The sequence below is a fragment of the Aureitalea sp. L0-47 genome (assembly GCF_026126405.1).
Taxonomy (GTDB): domain Bacteria; phylum Bacteroidota; class Bacteroidia; order Flavobacteriales; family Flavobacteriaceae; genus Pukyongia.
The window spans coordinates 647,694-665,647 of the sequence record NZ_JAFMTQ010000001.1 but is presented as its reverse complement, the minus strand read 5'-3'; the positions used below and the strand labels follow the sequence as shown (position 1 = coordinate 665,647).

The 17,954-nt window shown below is 39.0% G+C and carries 18 protein-coding genes; all 18 read left to right on the top strand.

Going from position 1 to position 17,954, the window contains the following annotated elements:
• Positions 1-59 precede the first annotated feature (59 nt).
• The 18 genes from J1N09_RS02945 (at position 60) to J1N09_RS02860 (ending at position 17,951) form a co-directional block, all read left to right on the top strand.
• Positions 60-1,850, top strand: a complete 1,791-nt coding sequence (locus tag J1N09_RS02945) for a serine hydrolase (RefSeq protein ID WP_265198008.1) — start codon at positions 60-62, stop codon at positions 1,848-1,850.
• Positions 1,851-2,411: 561 nt separating this feature from the next.
• Positions 2,412-2,903: a DUF6265 family protein gene (locus J1N09_RS02940; protein ID WP_265198007.1), complete on the top strand. Its 492-nt coding sequence runs from the start codon at positions 2,412-2,414 to the stop codon at positions 2,901-2,903.
• 178 nt (positions 2,904-3,081) lie between these two features.
• Positions 3,082-3,480, top strand: a complete 399-nt coding sequence (locus tag J1N09_RS02935) for a hypothetical protein (RefSeq protein WP_265198005.1) — start codon at positions 3,082-3,084, stop codon at positions 3,478-3,480.
• A gap of 144 nt (positions 3,481-3,624) precedes the next feature.
• Complete coding sequence (locus tag J1N09_RS02930; protein ID WP_265198003.1) at positions 3,625-4,098, top strand: YybH family protein; 474 nt, start codon at positions 3,625-3,627, stop codon at positions 4,096-4,098.
• 128 nt (positions 4,099-4,226) lie between these two features.
• Positions 4,227-5,552, top strand: a complete 1,326-nt coding sequence (locus J1N09_RS02925; RefSeq protein ID WP_265198002.1) for a serine hydrolase domain-containing protein — start codon at positions 4,227-4,229, stop codon at positions 5,550-5,552.
• 180 nt (positions 5,553-5,732) lie between these two features.
• On the top strand, positions 5,733-6,167 hold the full coding sequence (locus tag J1N09_RS02920; RefSeq protein ID WP_265198001.1) for a pyridoxamine 5'-phosphate oxidase family protein: 435 nt from the start codon (positions 5,733-5,735) through the stop codon (positions 6,165-6,167).
• Positions 6,168-6,267: 100 nt separating this feature from the next.
• Positions 6,268-6,936, top strand: a complete 669-nt coding sequence (locus tag J1N09_RS02915) for a gamma-glutamylcyclotransferase family protein (RefSeq protein WP_265198000.1) — start codon at positions 6,268-6,270, stop codon at positions 6,934-6,936.
• A 50-nt stretch (positions 6,937-6,986) separates the two neighbouring features.
• Positions 6,987-7,343 (top strand): bleomycin resistance protein, encoded by a 357-nt coding sequence (locus tag J1N09_RS02910; protein WP_265197998.1) that lies wholly within the window; start codon positions 6,987-6,989, stop codon positions 7,341-7,343.
• A 65-nt stretch (positions 7,344-7,408) separates the two neighbouring features.
• Positions 7,409-7,777 (top strand): DUF2200 domain-containing protein, encoded by a 369-nt coding sequence (locus J1N09_RS02905; protein WP_265197996.1) that lies wholly within the window; start codon positions 7,409-7,411, stop codon positions 7,775-7,777.
• A 129-nt stretch (positions 7,778-7,906) separates the two neighbouring features.
• The gene (locus J1N09_RS02900; RefSeq protein WP_265197994.1) at positions 7,907-8,701 is read left to right on the top strand and encodes a cation transporter; all 795 of its coding nucleotides are present in this window, start codon (positions 7,907-7,909) and stop codon (positions 8,699-8,701) included.
• A gap of 342 nt (positions 8,702-9,043) precedes the next feature.
• A complete protein-coding gene (locus tag J1N09_RS02895; protein ID WP_265197992.1) occupies positions 9,044-9,922 on the top strand; it encodes a glycoside hydrolase family 16 protein in 879 nt (292 codons plus the stop codon).
• Positions 9,912-10,946 carry a glycoside hydrolase family 26 protein gene (locus J1N09_RS02890; protein ID WP_265197991.1) on the top strand — a complete coding sequence of 345 codons (1,035 nt, stop codon included), beginning with the start codon at positions 9,912-9,914 and terminating at the stop codon, positions 10,944-10,946. Before J1N09_RS02895 ends, J1N09_RS02890 begins: the two co-directional genes overlap by 11 nt.
• 181 nt (positions 10,947-11,127) lie before the next feature.
• Positions 11,128-13,332 carry a beta-glucosidase BglX gene (bglX, locus tag J1N09_RS02885; protein ID WP_265197989.1) on the top strand — a complete coding sequence of 735 codons (2,205 nt, stop codon included), beginning with the start codon at positions 11,128-11,130 and terminating at the stop codon, positions 13,330-13,332.
• Positions 13,333-13,470: 138 nt separating this feature from the next.
• A complete protein-coding gene (locus J1N09_RS02880; protein WP_265197988.1) occupies positions 13,471-13,755 on the top strand; it encodes a DUF1080 domain-containing protein in 285 nt (94 codons plus the stop codon).
• 88 nt (positions 13,756-13,843) lie between these two features.
• Positions 13,844-14,386: a DUF4287 domain-containing protein gene (locus J1N09_RS02875; RefSeq protein WP_265197986.1), complete on the top strand. Its 543-nt coding sequence runs from the start codon at positions 13,844-13,846 to the stop codon at positions 14,384-14,386.
• Positions 14,387-14,500: 114 nt separating this feature from the next.
• Complete coding sequence (locus tag J1N09_RS02870; RefSeq protein ID WP_265197984.1) at positions 14,501-16,645, top strand: M3 family metallopeptidase; 2,145 nt, start codon at positions 14,501-14,503, stop codon at positions 16,643-16,645.
• A 122-nt stretch (positions 16,646-16,767) separates the two neighbouring features.
• Complete coding sequence (locus J1N09_RS02865; RefSeq protein WP_265197982.1) at positions 16,768-17,310, top strand: GNAT family N-acetyltransferase; 543 nt, start codon at positions 16,768-16,770, stop codon at positions 17,308-17,310.
• A 164-nt stretch (positions 17,311-17,474) separates the two neighbouring features.
• A complete protein-coding gene (locus J1N09_RS02860) occupies positions 17,475-17,951 on the top strand; it encodes a Dps family protein (protein ID WP_265197981.1) in 477 nt (158 codons plus the stop codon).
• Positions 17,952-17,954 lie beyond the last annotated feature (3 nt).

The following is a 17,954-nucleotide window of genomic DNA, read 5'->3' as shown; positions in this document are numbered from 1 at the left end:
AAAAGCATGAGCTTAGGTTACAATCAGACTCCCCAGTCGTCTTAACTGAAACTATAAAAATGAAAAAACAACTAACTTTCCTTTTAGCACTGCTATTTTCTTTTTCAATTATAGCTCAAAAAGAATCGAAAGAAATTGAACAATTTATATACGAATTAGACCAGAAAATTCCCCAATTATTAAATGACTTTATTGTTCCTGGCACAGCCATTGCCCTTATAGAAAATGGTGAAATTATCTTGCAAAAAGGCTATGGGTACTCAAATATTGACAAAGGAACCCCGGTAACTACCTCCACGGGTTTTAATATTGGATCTATTTCTAAAACTATTGCCGCATGGGGTGTGATGAAACTGGTTCAGGAGGGCAAATTAGACCTTGATACACCGGCAGAAAAATATCTTACCCGATGGCATATCCCAAAATCTGAATTTGATTCAAATAAAGTTACAATAAGGGGACTTTTAAGTCATACGGCAGGATTATCATTGCACGGTTACCCGGGTTGGTCGCCAAAAGACAAATTACCTTCAATTGAAGAATCTTTAAATGGTAAAAACAATGGTCCGGGAGGTGTAGAAATTATTATGGAACCCGGAACAAAGTGGAAATATTCAGGAGGTGGGTTTACTATTCTTCAATTAATTATTGAAGAAGTTACCGGGCAAAAGTTTGAGGATTATATGCAGGAGCAGATACTAAATCCTTTGGGGATGACCAGCAGCAGTTACACCATTGATGATAATATATTGAAAACATCATCTCTTGAATACAATGAGTTTGGAGAAGTGATCGACTTTGAACTATTTACAGCTCAAGCCGCAGCAGGGTTGCATACCACAATAGAAGATTTTACGAAATTTGCACTAGCCAGCCTTTATAAAAACCCGAATAATAACGAGTATCAGCAAATTTTGTCGGTGGTTAATCTCCAAGAAATGATGGAGCCGACCACAGCTTCAGACGGAATTTATGGTTTGGGGTATCAGATAGATCCAATCCGTGGAACTTCAATGACTTTAGTGGGGCACGGAGGAGCCAATGCAGGATGGCATGCATTTTTAAGAATCAATCCGGCAACCAACGATGGCTTTATTGTGATTACAAATGGAGGAGCTGGCCATAATATATATCGTAAAGTATATTGCGATTGGATTTATTGGAAAAAAGGAGAGTCAATGGGAAACCGTTGTAATATACTTCCTTCTATTGCCAATAAATTAAAAAATATTATTGACGCTGAAGGAATTGACAATCTTCAATCTCAATATTTAGAACTAAAAAAGAATCAATCCGAGAATTATAATTTTTCTGAGAACCAGTTAAATCAATTGGGATATCATTATTTAGGCAAAGATAATATTGACCATGCGCTTGTTATATTTAAAATAAATGTTGAAGCATTCCCAAATTCTTCCAATGTTTATGACAGCTATGGTGAAGCACTATTAAAGAATAGCGAGAAGCAAAAAGCCATTGAAAACTATATGAAATCCATCGAGCTTAACCCTGCCAATGAAGGAGGAATAAAGGTGTTGAAGGACCTGGGAATAAATACAGATGGCTTATTCAAGGAGATTGTTATTGAAGATTCGATATTACAGAGCTATACCGGTAAATATGAACTGGCTCCGGAGTTTGTGATTACGATTTCGAAAGAAGGAAGTCAGATGAAAGCTCAGGCCACAGGTCAAGGTGAATTCGAGATTTACCCAAGATCTGAAAATGTATTTTTCTTGACAGTCGCAGAAGCCCAAGTTACTTTTAATCTAAATGAAAATGGCAGGGTAGTAAGTATGACATTACTACAAGGCGGACAAGAAACAATCGCACTAAAATTAAAAGATTAGTCAAAGCTTAAACTACCGCCGTCAAATGCTATATTTCATGGTTGGATTGAACCAAATCAAAGTCTCCCCTATTATAGTTAACTTGGTTTATCGGATAAATCCGTTGAGCGGCTCTACGGGCTTCCTTCGCGTGCATGAACTACGCTCCACTGTAACAGCGCGCCGGCGCTAAACCACAAGACCGCCACAAATCGTATACATAGCCGTTGGCATTAATGGTAAAACAGCATTGTCTTTGATAGGACAAAAAATTATAAATCAAAAGGTTGATCCTGTTTCCTCGCCTTCTTGTTTCTGCTGCTTCTGAAATTTCTACTCTTCTTGGTTAAGAAACTGACTAAATACATAGCTGCGCCTACTAGACCAACTAGAATAATTATCTCGTAAAATTCATCTGGGAGGTTCATAGCTTTAATGTACGAAAATTAATCAATTTGGTTAGCACTTTAATTAGTTCACAAGAAACCGCAAAGGCTAACAAAGGCTATAAATGAACGCCAGGAATTTTGCCAGAAATCACTAACTTGATCTTCTAAATAAAAGCCGCCAGCTGAAAATATTATGAGAAAAGTAATGATATTATTGATAGGAATTTTAATTCTTTCCTGTAACGAAACTAAGAAAGAGGACAGTAAACCAACTACAAAGTCTACTGAATTAACTACGGAAACCGAAAATTTTGATTGGTTATTAGGTAAGTGGAAAAGGCTGAATGAAGAAGCAGGAAAAGAAACATTTGAAAACTGGGAAAAAATTAATGAAAACGAATATTCTGGAATTGGATTTACAATGCAGAACGGCGACACAATTAAGCAAGAAAATATTCGACTGATAAAATCAAATGAGAAATGGAACTTAATTGTAAAAGTACCTGAAGAAACTGAATCAACTGCATTCACTGGAATAAGTCATAATAAAAATGAGTTTACTTGCCAAAACAATGAGATAGACTTTCCAAATAAGATTAAATATTGGAAAAATGGAGATAAAATAAATGCTACTGTTTCCAATACTGAATTTGAAATCCAATTCGAGTTTGAAAAATTAGATTAAGAAAAGTCAGTGACCAACAAAGGCTATGAATCATCTTAGAGTTTTTCAAAATTCCTATCTTTTACTTCTCCTTAAACGAAGAAATATGAGATTTCGCAATGCTTCTAAATGCCTTTATTTTATTGTTCTAATTTTTCTGAATAGTTCAGTTTTCGCTCAAGACCTCAGGCAAGAAAAGATGGAACAACTAAACTTCTTGATTGGAGAGTGGATTGGCACATCAAAAGTTTATGAAAATGGAGTTGTGGTCAAACAAGGTTCAGCATACGAAAAAATCTCCTATGACCTTGACAAGAGCATTTTGGTTATTGAGTTGAATACCGAATTTTTACAACTCCACACCATAGTCTATTACGATGACAAAGACCAAAAATATTACTATTACCGATTTTCTAAGAGTGGAGTAGCCAGATATCCTGCGGAATACAAGGATGGACAACTCATCGTCTGGAGAGATGAAAAGACCAGATTTTTTTTCAGAAGAACTCCGGAAGGAGGCTTTCAAGAATATGGGGAACAATTGAACAATGGACAATGGACAAAAATTTTTGAAGATACTTTTAAGAATACACAGTAATTAACATACCAAGCACGACAAAAGCTATAATCGAGCCTGGATTTGGAATCCCCGTTTAACTCCCCTAACTTTATAAAAATAAGCCAGTTGGCTGCCTCAAGTGCCGAGGTTATAGCCGTGTACATTGGCAACAATTAAAGTAATATGAAAAAATTCATAATAGTGTTCTTCCTGGTATCCATATTAAGTTGTGATAATAGACATCAGGACGTTATCAAAGCCGATCAAATTGATATCGAAGCTAACTTAAAGGGTATTGAAAATACCCGCCAGAAATTTATGCGAGCTGTGATGGAAAATGATGGAGAAACTATCAGTACCCTTATAACTAAAGATGTGAAAACAATTGGACCAGGGAGTGATGCTTGGAACGATATGTATATTCACGCTACCAATAAAGGGCCGTTTCCATATGATAGCATCATGATGTTCCCTAAAGAAACCATTCTTGCTTCGGATAGTATCGCCTACGATTTCGGTAACAGTATAGTGTATTATACGAATAGTGAAGGTAATACCATTGAATTGAAGAACACATTCTTGGCAATTCTGAAAAAGGGTGAAGATGGAATCTGGAGACTTCACAGAGAAGTGGCCTCTTCAAACTTTGAAAACTAAATATTCTAATCCTCCGGCAACTATTGGCATCAAAGGCTATAAATCAGCTCAATTCGTTCCGAATTGATTAATCAAATCGTAATAAAGTGTCCACGGATAATTCGACCTGACGCTACATACCATTAGATGTGAAAAACAAAACTCTAATATTAAAATTGCTAATTATTACACTATTATTTTGCAGTTGTGGTAATGTAGATAATAAGACAAATGAACTCAAAGAATATTCGCAGATCACTACGAATTTAGACGAATACTTCAAGACACTTTCCGGGTTGAACAAGTTTAATGGAGCGGTACTAATTAGCAAGGACGATCATCGTATCCTGTTTAATACCTATAACATTCCTAAAGGGCCGTCAACTTTGCGAATTACGAAAAATTCCCAATTCGATATACATTCTATCTCAAAGTTAATGGCTAAGGCTGTGGTAATTGACTTAGAAAAAGAAGGGAGGATATCACAAAGTGATAGGGTTTCAAAGTTTATACCTGATTTTCCGGCTGGAAACAATATAACAATTAAGCACCTTATAGAGAATCAATCCGGACTACCAAGAGAGTTTAACGATGAAGTACCTAACTTAATAGAGAAGTCAGCAGAGGAAATGGTAGATCTAATAATGGCCCAACCATTAATCTTTGAACCCGGCGATGAAACTGTTTACTCTAATTTGGGATATCAGCTATTGTATTATATCATTTCCCAAATAACAGGGAAGCCATTTGTTCAAACCCTGGACGAGAAGTATTTTTTACCTTTAAATATGAAAAACAGTGGTGCTCATTTCTATCTTGAGAAAGGCAACCTAAATCAAGCTGTTACGAATCATGAAAATAATGATGGTGAAATAGTGGCAGTACCTAACATAAACAGTAAGGACAAAAGACAATCAAAGATTTACTCTACCGTAGAAGATCTAGAACTATTTATAAACCATATTAAAAGTGATTCTTACAAAGACAGAATCAAAAATTCAAAAAATACAATTGGTTGGTCGGGAGGTGGCGATGGAATACTATCTCATGCAGAATACAATATTGAAGGTGATTACAATTTAATTTTCTTCTCGAACTATGATGAAATACCTTTTGGACAAATTCTCAATACAGTAGACAAAATAATTAAAGGGAAACCCTACGAATTACCCAAAGTAATAAAACGAAATGCAATCATATTATCAGAACAAATTCTTAGGAGGTACGAAGGTGATTACAGATTAAAAGAGTTTAATGATAATATTTTCGGGTTTAAACTGAAAGACGGTTATTTAATGTTCTATCAAAATGGAGAGGAAAATACTGTTTTAAATGCTGAATCCGAGACAACATTTTTTGATGAACCGGATGCCGAAGATTATTTTGAATTTAGAGAAATAAAGCAGGACACATATCAGTTAATTTTTCATTTCAAAGGTGTTGAATTAAAAGGAGAAAAATTAAACGGTATGTAAGAATGTATAACTGCAATTACGAGAAATCAAACTAGAAATAGTACTAAATCACTTTAACCTTATTTAGCCGTTATGAATCAACTCAGCAAACTTATCCTAAATACGTGCTTGATTTTTTTTATCATTCCATGTAAAATTTATTGTCAAGATATACCGAGGAATGAGTCAACAGAAGAGAAATTGACTATTGCTGCTCGTGAGATCATTAAGGAGGCCGGTACTTGTGTATTAATCACATTAGATGATGAATCCATTCCTATGGCCAGAATTATGGACCCCTTCCCTCCCGAAAGTGATTTTACGGTTTGGTTTGGAACGAAATCTGAAAGTAGAAAAGTTGATCAAATTAAAAATAATCCAACCGTCACCTTGTACTACCAGGACAGTGACGCTTCTGGCTATGTTGTAATTCATGGAAAGGCCCAAATTGTAGATGATGAGAAGGAAAAGGAGAAAAGATGGAAAAATGCATGGGAAGCGTTCTACCCAAATAATAAAGAAGGATATCTTCTAATTAAAGTGTCCCCTGAATGGATGGAAATCCTTAGTTATACTCGTGGCATTGTAGGTGATCCGATAACTTGGAAAACTCCAACTGTCACCTTTGACAAATAATAGTGAACAACATGTGATGCGAAAAAAATATTCACCACAACAAAGGCTATAAATCAACAGCGCGATCTCAGCCAAAGAACTACTTTAAAGAAAAACATCTATGAAACTCTCTCGTCTCTCCATTCTAGTAATACTATTATTTCTTTTTTTTAGCTGTGGTGAAAACAAGTCAAAGACTTTAATCACTATTGATGATAGTAAAATTGGGATGATTGGTTATGGTTCCTTAATGTCAAAAAGTAGTATGGAAAGAACTCTTAATCGTCCGTATCAAGATTCTGTATACATTGTTCACCTTGAGGATTATCAAAGAGATTGGAATCATTTTCGTTCAATGGACGGCCTTCCCAATGATCTGTTTTACATTGAAAAAAACGACACTATTCCATTTAAAAACCAACTAGCACTTAACATCACAGAATCTGAAAATACAAAGATGAATTGTGTTTTATTTTTTATATCTCCGGAAGAGCTAAATGAATTTGATAAACGTGAATTCGGTTATAAAAGAATTGATGTGACCGATAAAATTGAAGAGTACGAATTTAGTGGCGCAAAAGTATATGCCTATCAGGCCGAAGATGATCATACTTATAAATTTCAAAAAGATGACAATACTTTTTTACCGGACTTCTATGTTAACCTGGTAATAAATGCTTGTGACAGTATTGGTAGTGAATTCAGAGAAGAATTTGAAACTTCAACAAAACCATATGATAAAAATAAAGTTATCTCTCCTTCCGACGTTTATGTAAAACCGAAAGATTAAACTTTGGCTAAAACTTTACATATTATACTACGATCTAAACTTACAATTATATGCTCACAGACATCCATCCAAAATTACCCATGCGAGACAAAGGTATTACTCGTGAGTTCTATTCAAACCAATTGGGTTTTAAGGTATTCGGAAGTGCTGAATACGAGGGCTACCTCATGATGGAAAAGGACCAAATACAAATTCATTTCTTTGAGTTCAAGGACCTCAAGCCCAAACAGAATTACGGTCAGGTTTATATCCGAACGAATAATATTGACAAATTCTATAATTCCCTTTTAGAAAGACAGACCGAAATTCACCCTAACGGGAAATTGGAGGTCAAACCCTGGGGACAAAAGGAGTTTTCGATTCTTGATCCGGATAGCAACCTATTGACATTCGGACAAAACATTTAGAAAGATATCAACCGCCGACATGGAAGTAAACACCATCGGCAGCAATAACTTAAAGTCTAAGATATATGAAAGTTACAGCAGAAAAAGAAGAAAAGGTTGCCAAAATGATATTTGCTTCCATTTACCCACATTATTGGAATAGACTGGAGAAGAATGGTAGAACTAAAGAAGAATTCCATCAGGTATTAGAATGGTTCACAGGGTTTGATGAAGAAAAATTACATTCGCTGATTGAAGAGAAAGTAACTTTTAAAACATTTTTTAAAAGAGCGAAAATAAATCCAAACGCACACTTGATTAAAGGAGTCGTTTGTGGTTATCGAATTGAGGAAATAGAGGATGAATTTGAATTGTATAAACAATGTAGACAAATGGAAAAATTGATTGATGAATTAGCAAGAGGCCGGAAAATGGAGAAAATTTTGCGTGAATAAAAGAAATAAACCCTTTGCTGGCGATTAGTAAGACGGTCAGCACTGTAAAAGTCGTCAACTTTATTTTAGCAAACGCGATAGTTTTGAGTTAAACTTCATATTCCTAACCAAAACGAACATGAGATCTGAATGAACAAAACAGTATTTGAAATTACCAAAATGGATTGTCCTTCCGAGGAAAATCTGATCCGCATGAAATTGGATGGAATCTCGAGTATTGCCAATCTAGACTTCGATATTCCCAACCGAAAATTAACCGTTTATCACAGCGGAGAATCAGAAGAGATCGAAAATTCAATTCTCGAACTGAATTTAGGCGGAAAGAAAATCTCCACCGAACCTACCACCCAAACAGATTTTGAAGAAAAGACAAATCAGAAAAAACTACTTTGGACAGTACTTGGTATAAACTTCGCCTTTTTCGTTATCGAAATGACAACAGGACTGATCTCAAAATCAATGGGTCTTGTTGCCGACAGTTTGGATATGCTTGCCGACAGTTTCGTTTACGGAATTAGCCTGTTCGCGGTTGGCGGAACCCTCATTCGGAAAAAAAGGATCGCTAAAATTGCGGGATATTTTCAAATCACACTAGCCATTCTCGGTTTTGTGGAAGTGTTGAGAAGGGTTTTCGGAACGGAAAAAGTTCCAGACTTTTCAACTATGATAATCGTTTCGATTTTCGCGCTAATCGCCAATGGTATTTGTCTCTATATCTTACAAAAGTCTAAGAGCAAAGAAGAGGCCCACATGAAGGCCAGTATGATATTTACTTCCAATGATGTGATAATCAATTTGGGTGTAATAATCGCCGGACTCCTGGTGAATTGGTTAAACTCAAGCAAGCCTGATCTGGTAATCGGAACAATTGTTTTTGCTTTGGTCATCCAGGGTGCCATTCGAATTTTAAAATTGAGTAAATAACAAAGCCCTATCCAATACAAAGCTCCCAATCGGGCTGAGAATTTTTCCAAAATTCCTATCTTAACCTTTCAAATAATAAGTCCTACTAAATTTTTGACAAATGGGAAAAGTTTGGGTGATAACAATAGCGGCAATAGTCTTTATAGTACTAAGCTTTCTTTTTTACAAAAGCATGAGGGGTTATGTGAGAGAAGAATACGGTAAAAAGTGGTTAACGCTTTGGGGAAACAAACTCTATTTCTGGCAAAGTTTAGTATTCGTCAGCATGGCCGGTACGGCTTTGATAATGTATATTCTAAAATGGAGTGATGTTTTGGATTTCTAACCATATAAAACTGAAAAATGGAAAGGACGAATGTATTAGTAAAAACCTTCTTTTTATCATTGGTATTGACACTTTTCTTTGGTTGCAAAGGGGGCAATGAAAAAAATAATGTGGCCCAGGAATCAACGGCTAGTTGGCAAGTGGATTTTTTCGATGATTTCGATACATTCAATGAGGACAACTGGCAAGACCAGATGATCTGGGTTAATAATGAGGATCAATGCTATGTGCCAGATGGCCAGTTCAATACGCGGGAAGTCAGCAACGGAACACTGAAACTACGTGTGGTGGATCTAGGTGAAAAACGCCCATGTGACAATTTAGATGTAAAGACCGGGGCGCAACATCCGGAAACACAATACGTGGCAGGACGAATCATATCCAAGAATCGCAAGGAGTTTATTAAAGGTAAATGGACCGTCAGGTTGAAAGTGGAGAACAGCGGTCAGCCCGGAATGTTCCCCGCCTGGTGGCTATTAGGCGCGTTGAATAACGAGCCTCCCGTTGAGGATGATGACGAAACCGTGTGTTGGCCACTTACCGGCTCAGGAGAAATAGACGTTTTTGAGCATCATAGTGATGGTGGATCCAACCACTATGCAGCACGCGCAATTGTGAGTCTTGGAGAATGCCAAAGTGGTGACTGGCAGGGCAAGATGCTGGTTCAGGAGGCTACTCTCGATGAATTCCATGATTATTCGGTGGAGTGGGATGGTAATGATCTTGTCTTCCGTCTGGATGAAACTGAGGTTTATCGGGCAGAAGATCAGGGGGGAAATTACCCTGAACCATTGTTCGCCATCTTAAATTTTGCCAAGATCAACGATTCCCCGATGACCCAAAACTGGGAAATGGAAGTGGACTGGATCAAGCACGAATACAAAAATGAGAAATGAAGCCTTTATTGTATTAGCACTACTACTTTTAGGCAATCCGGTTTTAGCACAAAAGTTTGAACCTGAAGACGGAAAATGTTTAGTTTTTATAGGACAGGATCTGGAAGCTACGGGTGGATTAGATAGGTATAATAAAGGATATACAGACTATTTCAAGACACCGGCAGGTATTACGGTTTATACCAATCTATCACCAGGGAATGAATCTTATGGATATTTCAATAAAGGCCTGGATGGCCTAAAAACTAAGGCCAACTGGGGTGCCGGAGATTCTTGGGCCAACCTTTATTTACAAGACTCCACATATCAAAATAGCGCAATTGCCATCGGAGTGTCATTCGTAAATAATGAAAAGAATGTGGCCAATGGAAAACACGACCATTTAATAAAAGAACTAGCGCATTGGATTAAATCTGCTAAACGCCCTGTATTCTTGCGAATTGGTTATGAGTTTGATGGCTGGGATTGGAATCATTATAAGAAGAAGCACTACTTAAAGTCCTGGCAAAGAATACATTCAATTTTTAAAGATCTTCAAGTCGAGAATGTTGCATTTGTATGGCAATCCAAAGGTTCTGGCTCTAATCAGGAAGTTTTAGAAGAATGGTATCCCGGAAATGATATTGTAGATTGGGTGGGTTATTCATATTTCGGGAATCCAGACCAGGAAATGCTCACCTTCGCAAGAAAACACAACAAACCTGTTTTTATCGCAGAGGCCACTCCGGTAAGAGAAATTGAAAACCTATACTTCGATAGTGATATAAAAAAAGAAAAATTAGAAAAGATAATATGGGAAGAATGGTTTGTTCCTTTTTTCAATACAATAAAAAATAATTCAGATGTGATTAAAGCTTTTAGTTATATAAATTCCGATTGGTCCTCGCAGCCTATGTGGATAAATAACCCTGTATTTCAAAAAGTAGATTCAAGAATCCAAGAAAGCAAATACATATCAGAAAAATGGCAAAAAGAGATGGAAGACTTGAGATATCTTAATGCATCCACCAAATTGTGGAATTAAGTAACAGGTAAAATAATGCATACGTATTAATGTCCATTCGAAGAATTCTGAATTCCGAAGTTATCATCCATATAAACCCGTTCCACCTCTTTCGCAGTTGAAATTCAGGTCGTATCTTGTACGCTACAATCAAAATTCACAAACTATGTTTCGCCGAATAGCCGCAATCGTTTTATTTTTTATGAGCAATACACTTCTGATAGCTCAATCCACCATGGAACAGGAGATTGATGCCTTACTCGCCAAAATGACCTTAGAGGAAAAAATAGGTCAGATGAACCTTTACAGTGGTTTCTACGATGCTACAGGACCAGCCCCTGAGGGCGGAAGTGCGGCCACGAAATACGAACACCTGAGAAAAGGATGGGTGGGCGCTATGTTAAACGTTAGAGGTGCCGAAGAAACCCGAAAACTTCAGGAAATTGTAGTAAATGAAAGTCGCCTGGGGATTCCCCTCATCTTTGGGCTGGATGTCATCCACGGACAAAAAACACTGGCTCCAGTACCGTTGGCAGAAGCGGCGAGCTGGGACATGGAGCTAATTAAAAAATCAGCCGCGATAGCTGCCAATGAAGCGGCGGCAGAAGGGGTACACTGGACTTTTGCACCCATGGTGGACATTTCTTACGATCCCCGATGGGGACGGGTTATGGAAGGCGGTGGCGAAGACCCCTACCTGGGAGCGAAAATTGCAACCGCCCGGGTAAAAGGTTTTCAAGGTGACGATCTCTCATCCACGACTACCATTGCCGCCTGCGCTAAGCATTTTGCTGGATATGGTTTTGCCGAGGCAGGGCGTGATTACAACACCGTAGATGTTGGGACGTATACACTCTACAATCGGGTGTTCCCACCTTTTAAAGCTGCTGTAGATGCCGGAGTCAAAACCTTTATGAACGGCTTTCACCTATTGAACGGGGAACCCGTAACCGGAAGTGCCCGGTTGCAGCGGGAAATCCTAAAAGGGAAATGGGGCTTTGATGGTTTTGTAGTTTCGGATTGGGGCTCGGTTGCTGAGATGATCGCCCATGGGCATGCCAAAGACTCCACCCACGCTTCACAGATTGGCGTTAAGGCTGGCTCCGATATGGATATGGCCTCCGGTTCCTACCTAAAAAATCTGGTTGGCCTGGTAAAAGACGGCAAGATAGACGAAGCTAATATTGATGAAGCCGTACGTCGTATTCTTAAAGTGAAAATGGAATTAGGGCTCTTTGATGATCCCTATAAATACTCTGATCTTGAGCGCGAAAAAGAACGGATCTACCATCCGGACCACCAGGCTGGGGTATTGGAAATGGCGAAGAAGAGTATTGTACTTCTAAAGAACGAGGGTAACCTGCTGCCGTTGAGCAAAAACCAAAAAGGTATTGTAGTTATTGGTGATCTCGCGGATGACAAAAATAGCCCATTGGGTAGTTGGCGCCTTGCCTCTGAGAATAATACCGCCGTATCAGTACTGGAAGGTATTGATGCCATCACCAAGGAATACCAATTTGTTCAGGGACCCAAGGTGTTTCTCGAAGCTAGCTTTCTACAGCATGTCAAGATCAACGAAACAGACAATAACGGTATGAAAGAAGCGGTGGAAGCAGCCAAAAATGCAGAAGTGGTAGTAATGGTCCTGGGCGAACACGGTTTTATGAGTGGGGAATCCCGCAGCCGTACCAACATCGATCTGCCCGGACTACAATTGAAACTGCTAAAAGAGGTGTATAAGGTAAACCAAAATGTGGTACTGGTATTGATGAACGGCCGTCCTTTAGCCTTACCCTGGGAGGCGGAGAATATTCCTTCTATTCTGGAAACCTGGCAGCTGGGCAGTCAATCGGGGAATGCTATTGCTCAAGTGCTGTTTGGCGACGAAAACCCCAGTGGAAAACTACCTATGACCTTCCCTCGCAGCGTGGGTCAGGTCCCAATTTATTACAACGCTTATAGTACAGGCAGACCTGTGAACAAAGAAGGGAATGTCTTTTGGTCGCACTATGCCGATGAAGAAAATAGTCCGCTATACGCCTTTGGGCATGGCTTAAGTTATACGACCTTTAACTATAGCGATTTGAACATTAACGCCAACGATTCAAAAAATATTCAGGTATCTGTTACGATAACCAATAGTGGTTCCAGAGCCGGGGAAGAAGTAGTACAATTGTACCTTCACGACCCGGTATCCACCCTGGTGCGTCCTGTAAAGGAATTGAAAGGCTTCCAGAAAATAGCACTGGAACCCGGCGCCTCCCTAACGGTAAGTTTTACCCTCACCGATAAAGAGCTGGGTTTATATAACCGAGACTATGAATGGGTGGTAGAAGCCGGAGAGTTTAGGGTAATGGTTGGAGGAAGTTCTGAAAAGGGATTAACAGGGAGTTTTGAAATAGAATAACCGCGGTTCTGCGGTTAGAAAATCTTGTGGAGAATAAAGGAGAATAACTCACCCGAAATGAAACATTGAATCCTGGACTGAGAGGTTATATGCGAACTGAATCTTTGGTTCAAAATTATGGGTAGTAATATTGGAGGAATGTTTAAAAACTTAATAGATCTGACTGGATTACTTTGTGCTATTACATTGTTTATTTCCTGCGCTAATGAGCCCAAACAGAAGTTATTCAATGGAGAATCACTTGACGGTTGGGAAGGGAATAGTACTTTTTTCAGGGTGGAAAATGAAGCTATTGTTGGGGGTAGCCTACAAAAAGTAATAGATAAAGGCCACTACCTCTGTACAACAAAGAAATATGAAAATTTCGAGTTGAAATTGGCCGCAAAATTTGTCACTAGCGACTTAAAGTCAACGGAGGAATAAGCATTAGAGCCAAACGGGTGCTTTACTCTAATGAAGTTTGGTATAAGGACATCGTGATAAAAGAATTGGAAGAATAAAGTAAAGTACTATGGACAAAGCACTACAAACGATGATAGACAATATGCCGGAGAAGACCGGCAAGTCATTAGAGGAATGGTTTGCAATCTTAAAAACCAAGTCGTTTGAAAAACATTCCGAAGCAGTTAAATATCTGAAGACTGAACATCAGGTCACTCACGGCTTTGCGAATACAATTGTATCCCTTTCAAAAGCTAAGGACTCCCCAGAGGCGGACCTTGTATCAGAACAATACAAAGGCAAAGAAGTACTTTTTCCTATTTATGAAAAACTGCTCGCCTATATCAATACCTTGGGTAATGATGTAACTATAACTGCAAAAAAGAGCAGTGTTAGCATCATTCGGAAACGACAATTCATTTTGATCAAACCTGCGACCAAAACAAGAATAGACCTGGGATTCAAATTAAAAGACAAGCCCACTACCGCTAGACTTGGAAATTCCGGTCCGTTTGGAACTATGTGCACGCACAGGGTGCAATTACATGAGGTTTCTGATGTGGACGAAGAATTGAAATCCTGGATCAAGGAGGCTTACGATAAATCGGTGTAAGCCGACATATCCATTGCTATAAACCATCTTAAAGTTGCCTAAATTCCTTATCTTAAACAATTGAAAGAAACCTGAGTTTTTTTTGGGCTTATACGATAATTTAAACATTACAAAATGACCAAACATACTGTAAGAATACCTATGACTCTCCTGCTGGCAGCACTTATTCTAGTGGTGAGTTGTAAACAAGAAAAAGAAGAACCTATGGTCGAGAATGTATTACTAGCAGAATGGGAAGGACCCTACAATGGTGTTCCCGCTTTTGACCAAATGAAAGTTGAAGATGTAAAAGAGGCCATGCTTCTGGGTATGGAACTAAATCTCAAAGATATTGACGCCATTGCCAACAATGAAGATCCTCCCACCTTCGAAAACACCATTGAAGCAATGGAACGCGCAGGTGAAGAACTGGACCGGGGCTTCGCTTATTATGGCATTCTGAGAAGCAATATGTCTACTCCTGAATTCAGGGAAATTCAAACTGAACTGGCCCCGTTATTTTCAGAGTTTCGATCTAAGATCACCCAAAACGAAAAACTGTTCCAAAGAATAAAGGCAGTATACGACGCTTCTATGGAAAATCCTTTAGCTGCGGATCAGCAGCGCGTAATAGAACTTACCTATCAGAATTTTGCCATGAATGGTGCGGAACTGGACGCGGATAAGAAAGCGCGTTACGCCGAAATAAATAAGGAACTATCCAGCTTGTATACCAAGTTCTCAAACAATGTACTGCACGACGAAGAAAACTACGTAACCTACCTGACGGAAGATCAATTAGGAGGGCTATCGGAAGGTTATATCAAATCGGCGGCTCGAACAGCAACCGATAAGGGGCAGGACGGGAAATACGCGGTAACCAATACCCGTTCTTCTATGGATCCCTTCCTCACCTACTCCACTGAGAGAGAATTACGCAAACAGGTATGGAACAACTACTATTCACGTGGAGACAATGGGGATGAATACGACAACAATGAACTGATAGCAGAAATACTGAAGTTACGTCTTGAGCGCGTGAAGCTTCTAGGTCATAACAACTATGCCGAATGGCGCCTTCAAAATAGAATGGCTAAAACTCCAGAGAATGCCATGGAATTGATGGAAGCTGTTTGGCCGGCCGCTATTGCCCGAGTTGCTGAAGAAGTTGCAGAAATGCAGGCCGTTGCTGATGCCAGGGGAGACAATATCACTATCGAGCCCTGGGATTATCGTTTTTATGCTGAATTAGTTCGGAAAGAAAAATACGACCTTGACTCGGATGAGGTAAAACAATACCTTCAATTGGACAAGCTAACGGAAGCCATGCACTATGTGGCAGGAAGGTTATTCAACTTTAATTTCGAACCGGTTCCGGAAGGTTCGGTTCCCGTATATCATGAAGATGTGAAGGTCTGGGAAGTTACCGACAAAACCACCGGGGAAAATATAGGCCTCTGGTACCTCGATCCTTATGCGAGGGAGGGAAAACGATCCGGAGCCTGGGCAAACACCTTTAGAGATTATTCTACCTTCGATGGGAAGAAAAATGTACTGGGCACCAACAATTCAAACTTTGTAAAACCGGCGCCGGGAGAGGCCCTGCTTGTTTCCTGGGACGACGCCACCACCTTCTTCCACGAATTTGGCCATGCGCTTCACTACTTCTCTTCTAATGTGAGATATCCGTCTCTTAATGGAGGTGTTAGGGATTATACCGAATTCCAGTCGCAGTTATTAGAGCGCTGGTTATCAACAGACGAGGTTATTAATACATACCTGGTTCATAGCGAAACGGGTGAACCTATGCCGGAAGAATTGATTGCGAAGATCAAAAATGCGGCTACTTTCAACCAGGGATTCTCTACTACAGAATACCTGGCCTCAGCATTGATGGACATGAAACTCCACCTGGCCGATCCTTCGAATATAGATATCGATAAATTCGAACGTGAAACACTTGCTGAAATGAATATGCCGAAGGAATTACCCATGCGCCACAGAACCCCTCATTTTGGGCACGTATTTTCGGGTGAAGGATATGCAACGGCCTACTACGGTTATATGTGGGCAGATGTACTTACTTCTGATGCAGCAGAAGCCTTTGCTGAAGCCCCGGGAGGTTTCTATGATGAAGAAATGGCCGGTAAATTAGTTGAATATTTGTTCGCTCCAAGAAACTCTATGGATCCGGCTGAAGCCTACAGACTATTCAGAGGGCGAGATGCAAAAATCGAGGCTCTGATGAGAGACAGAGGGTTTCCAGTAACTTCGGAATAGGAACATTGACAAAATAGAATCAACACATATTTTTAAGACCTGGTAGCCTAAAGCTACCGGGTCGTTTTTCTTTATTCTGAAAAATTAACAGCCGTAATCTAAGGGAAATCTACCTTTTAAAGATGAACATACATATTGAAACCGATCGGTTGATCCTAAGAGACATGGAAGAATATGACGTAGAGGGCATCTTTGCGCTGGATTCGGATCCCGATGTTCATGAATATTTAGGGAAAAATCCCATCACCACCATGGAACAAGCCAAAGAAGTGATTGATTATGTTCAGAACCAATACAAACAACATGGAATAGGGCGTTGGGCGGTGATAGACAAAAAAACCAACGATTTTATTGGCTGGTCTGGGTTAAAATTTGAAACAACAGTTAGGGAGTTTGATTATTACGACCTGGGTTACAGGTTCAGAAAAAAATACTGGGGAAAAGGAATTGCTACCGAAACAGCTATCGCATCTCTCCAATATGGTTTCGATAAACTCGAACTGGATGAAATCAGTGGAGCCGCAGACGTCGATAATATCGCATCGAATAAGATCTTACAAAAAGTAGGGCTAAGATATGTTGAAACGTTCGAATTTGAAGGTATTCCTCACCATTGGTATACGTTGAAAAGATCAGAGTGGTTGGAAATCAATTCGGATTACTAATTCCAGGCATCCTTCAGCATAATAATTCGCCATATTGAAATTATTTTCATCCTGATCTAAACAAAAGCTGTCTGCTATACGTTCCTCCGTAATAATTATCTAACAATTGTCATATTCTGTGGATTCGAATCAAATTACCTTTGACATTATAAAAAGCACGAATTATGAGAAATTTAAATAGCATTGGTCTTGATATAAATAAAAGTAAAGAGTTAGCAGTCTTACTAAACGACTTACTGGCTAATTATTCTATTTTCTACCAGAATACAAGAGGTTATCATTGGAATATTAGGGGTAATAAGTTTTTTGAACTTCATCTGAAATTCGAAGAATTATACAACGATCTTTTCGTGAAAATTGACGATGTAGCCGAAAGAATACTCACACTCGGACATGTACCTCAACATAAGTACACCTTGTACCTTGACGGTTCGGGAATTCCTGAAAGCAATGAAGTATCGGACGGCACTAAAGCAATATCAGAAATTCTGGAGGCCTTTAAAATTCTTATCACCAAACAACGACAAATTCTGGATTTTGCTGCAGATATCAACGATGAAGGCACCAATGCGCAGATGAGCGATTATATCAGGGAACAAGAGAAGTTGGTATGGATGTATTCTGCCTACCTGAATGAATAAGAA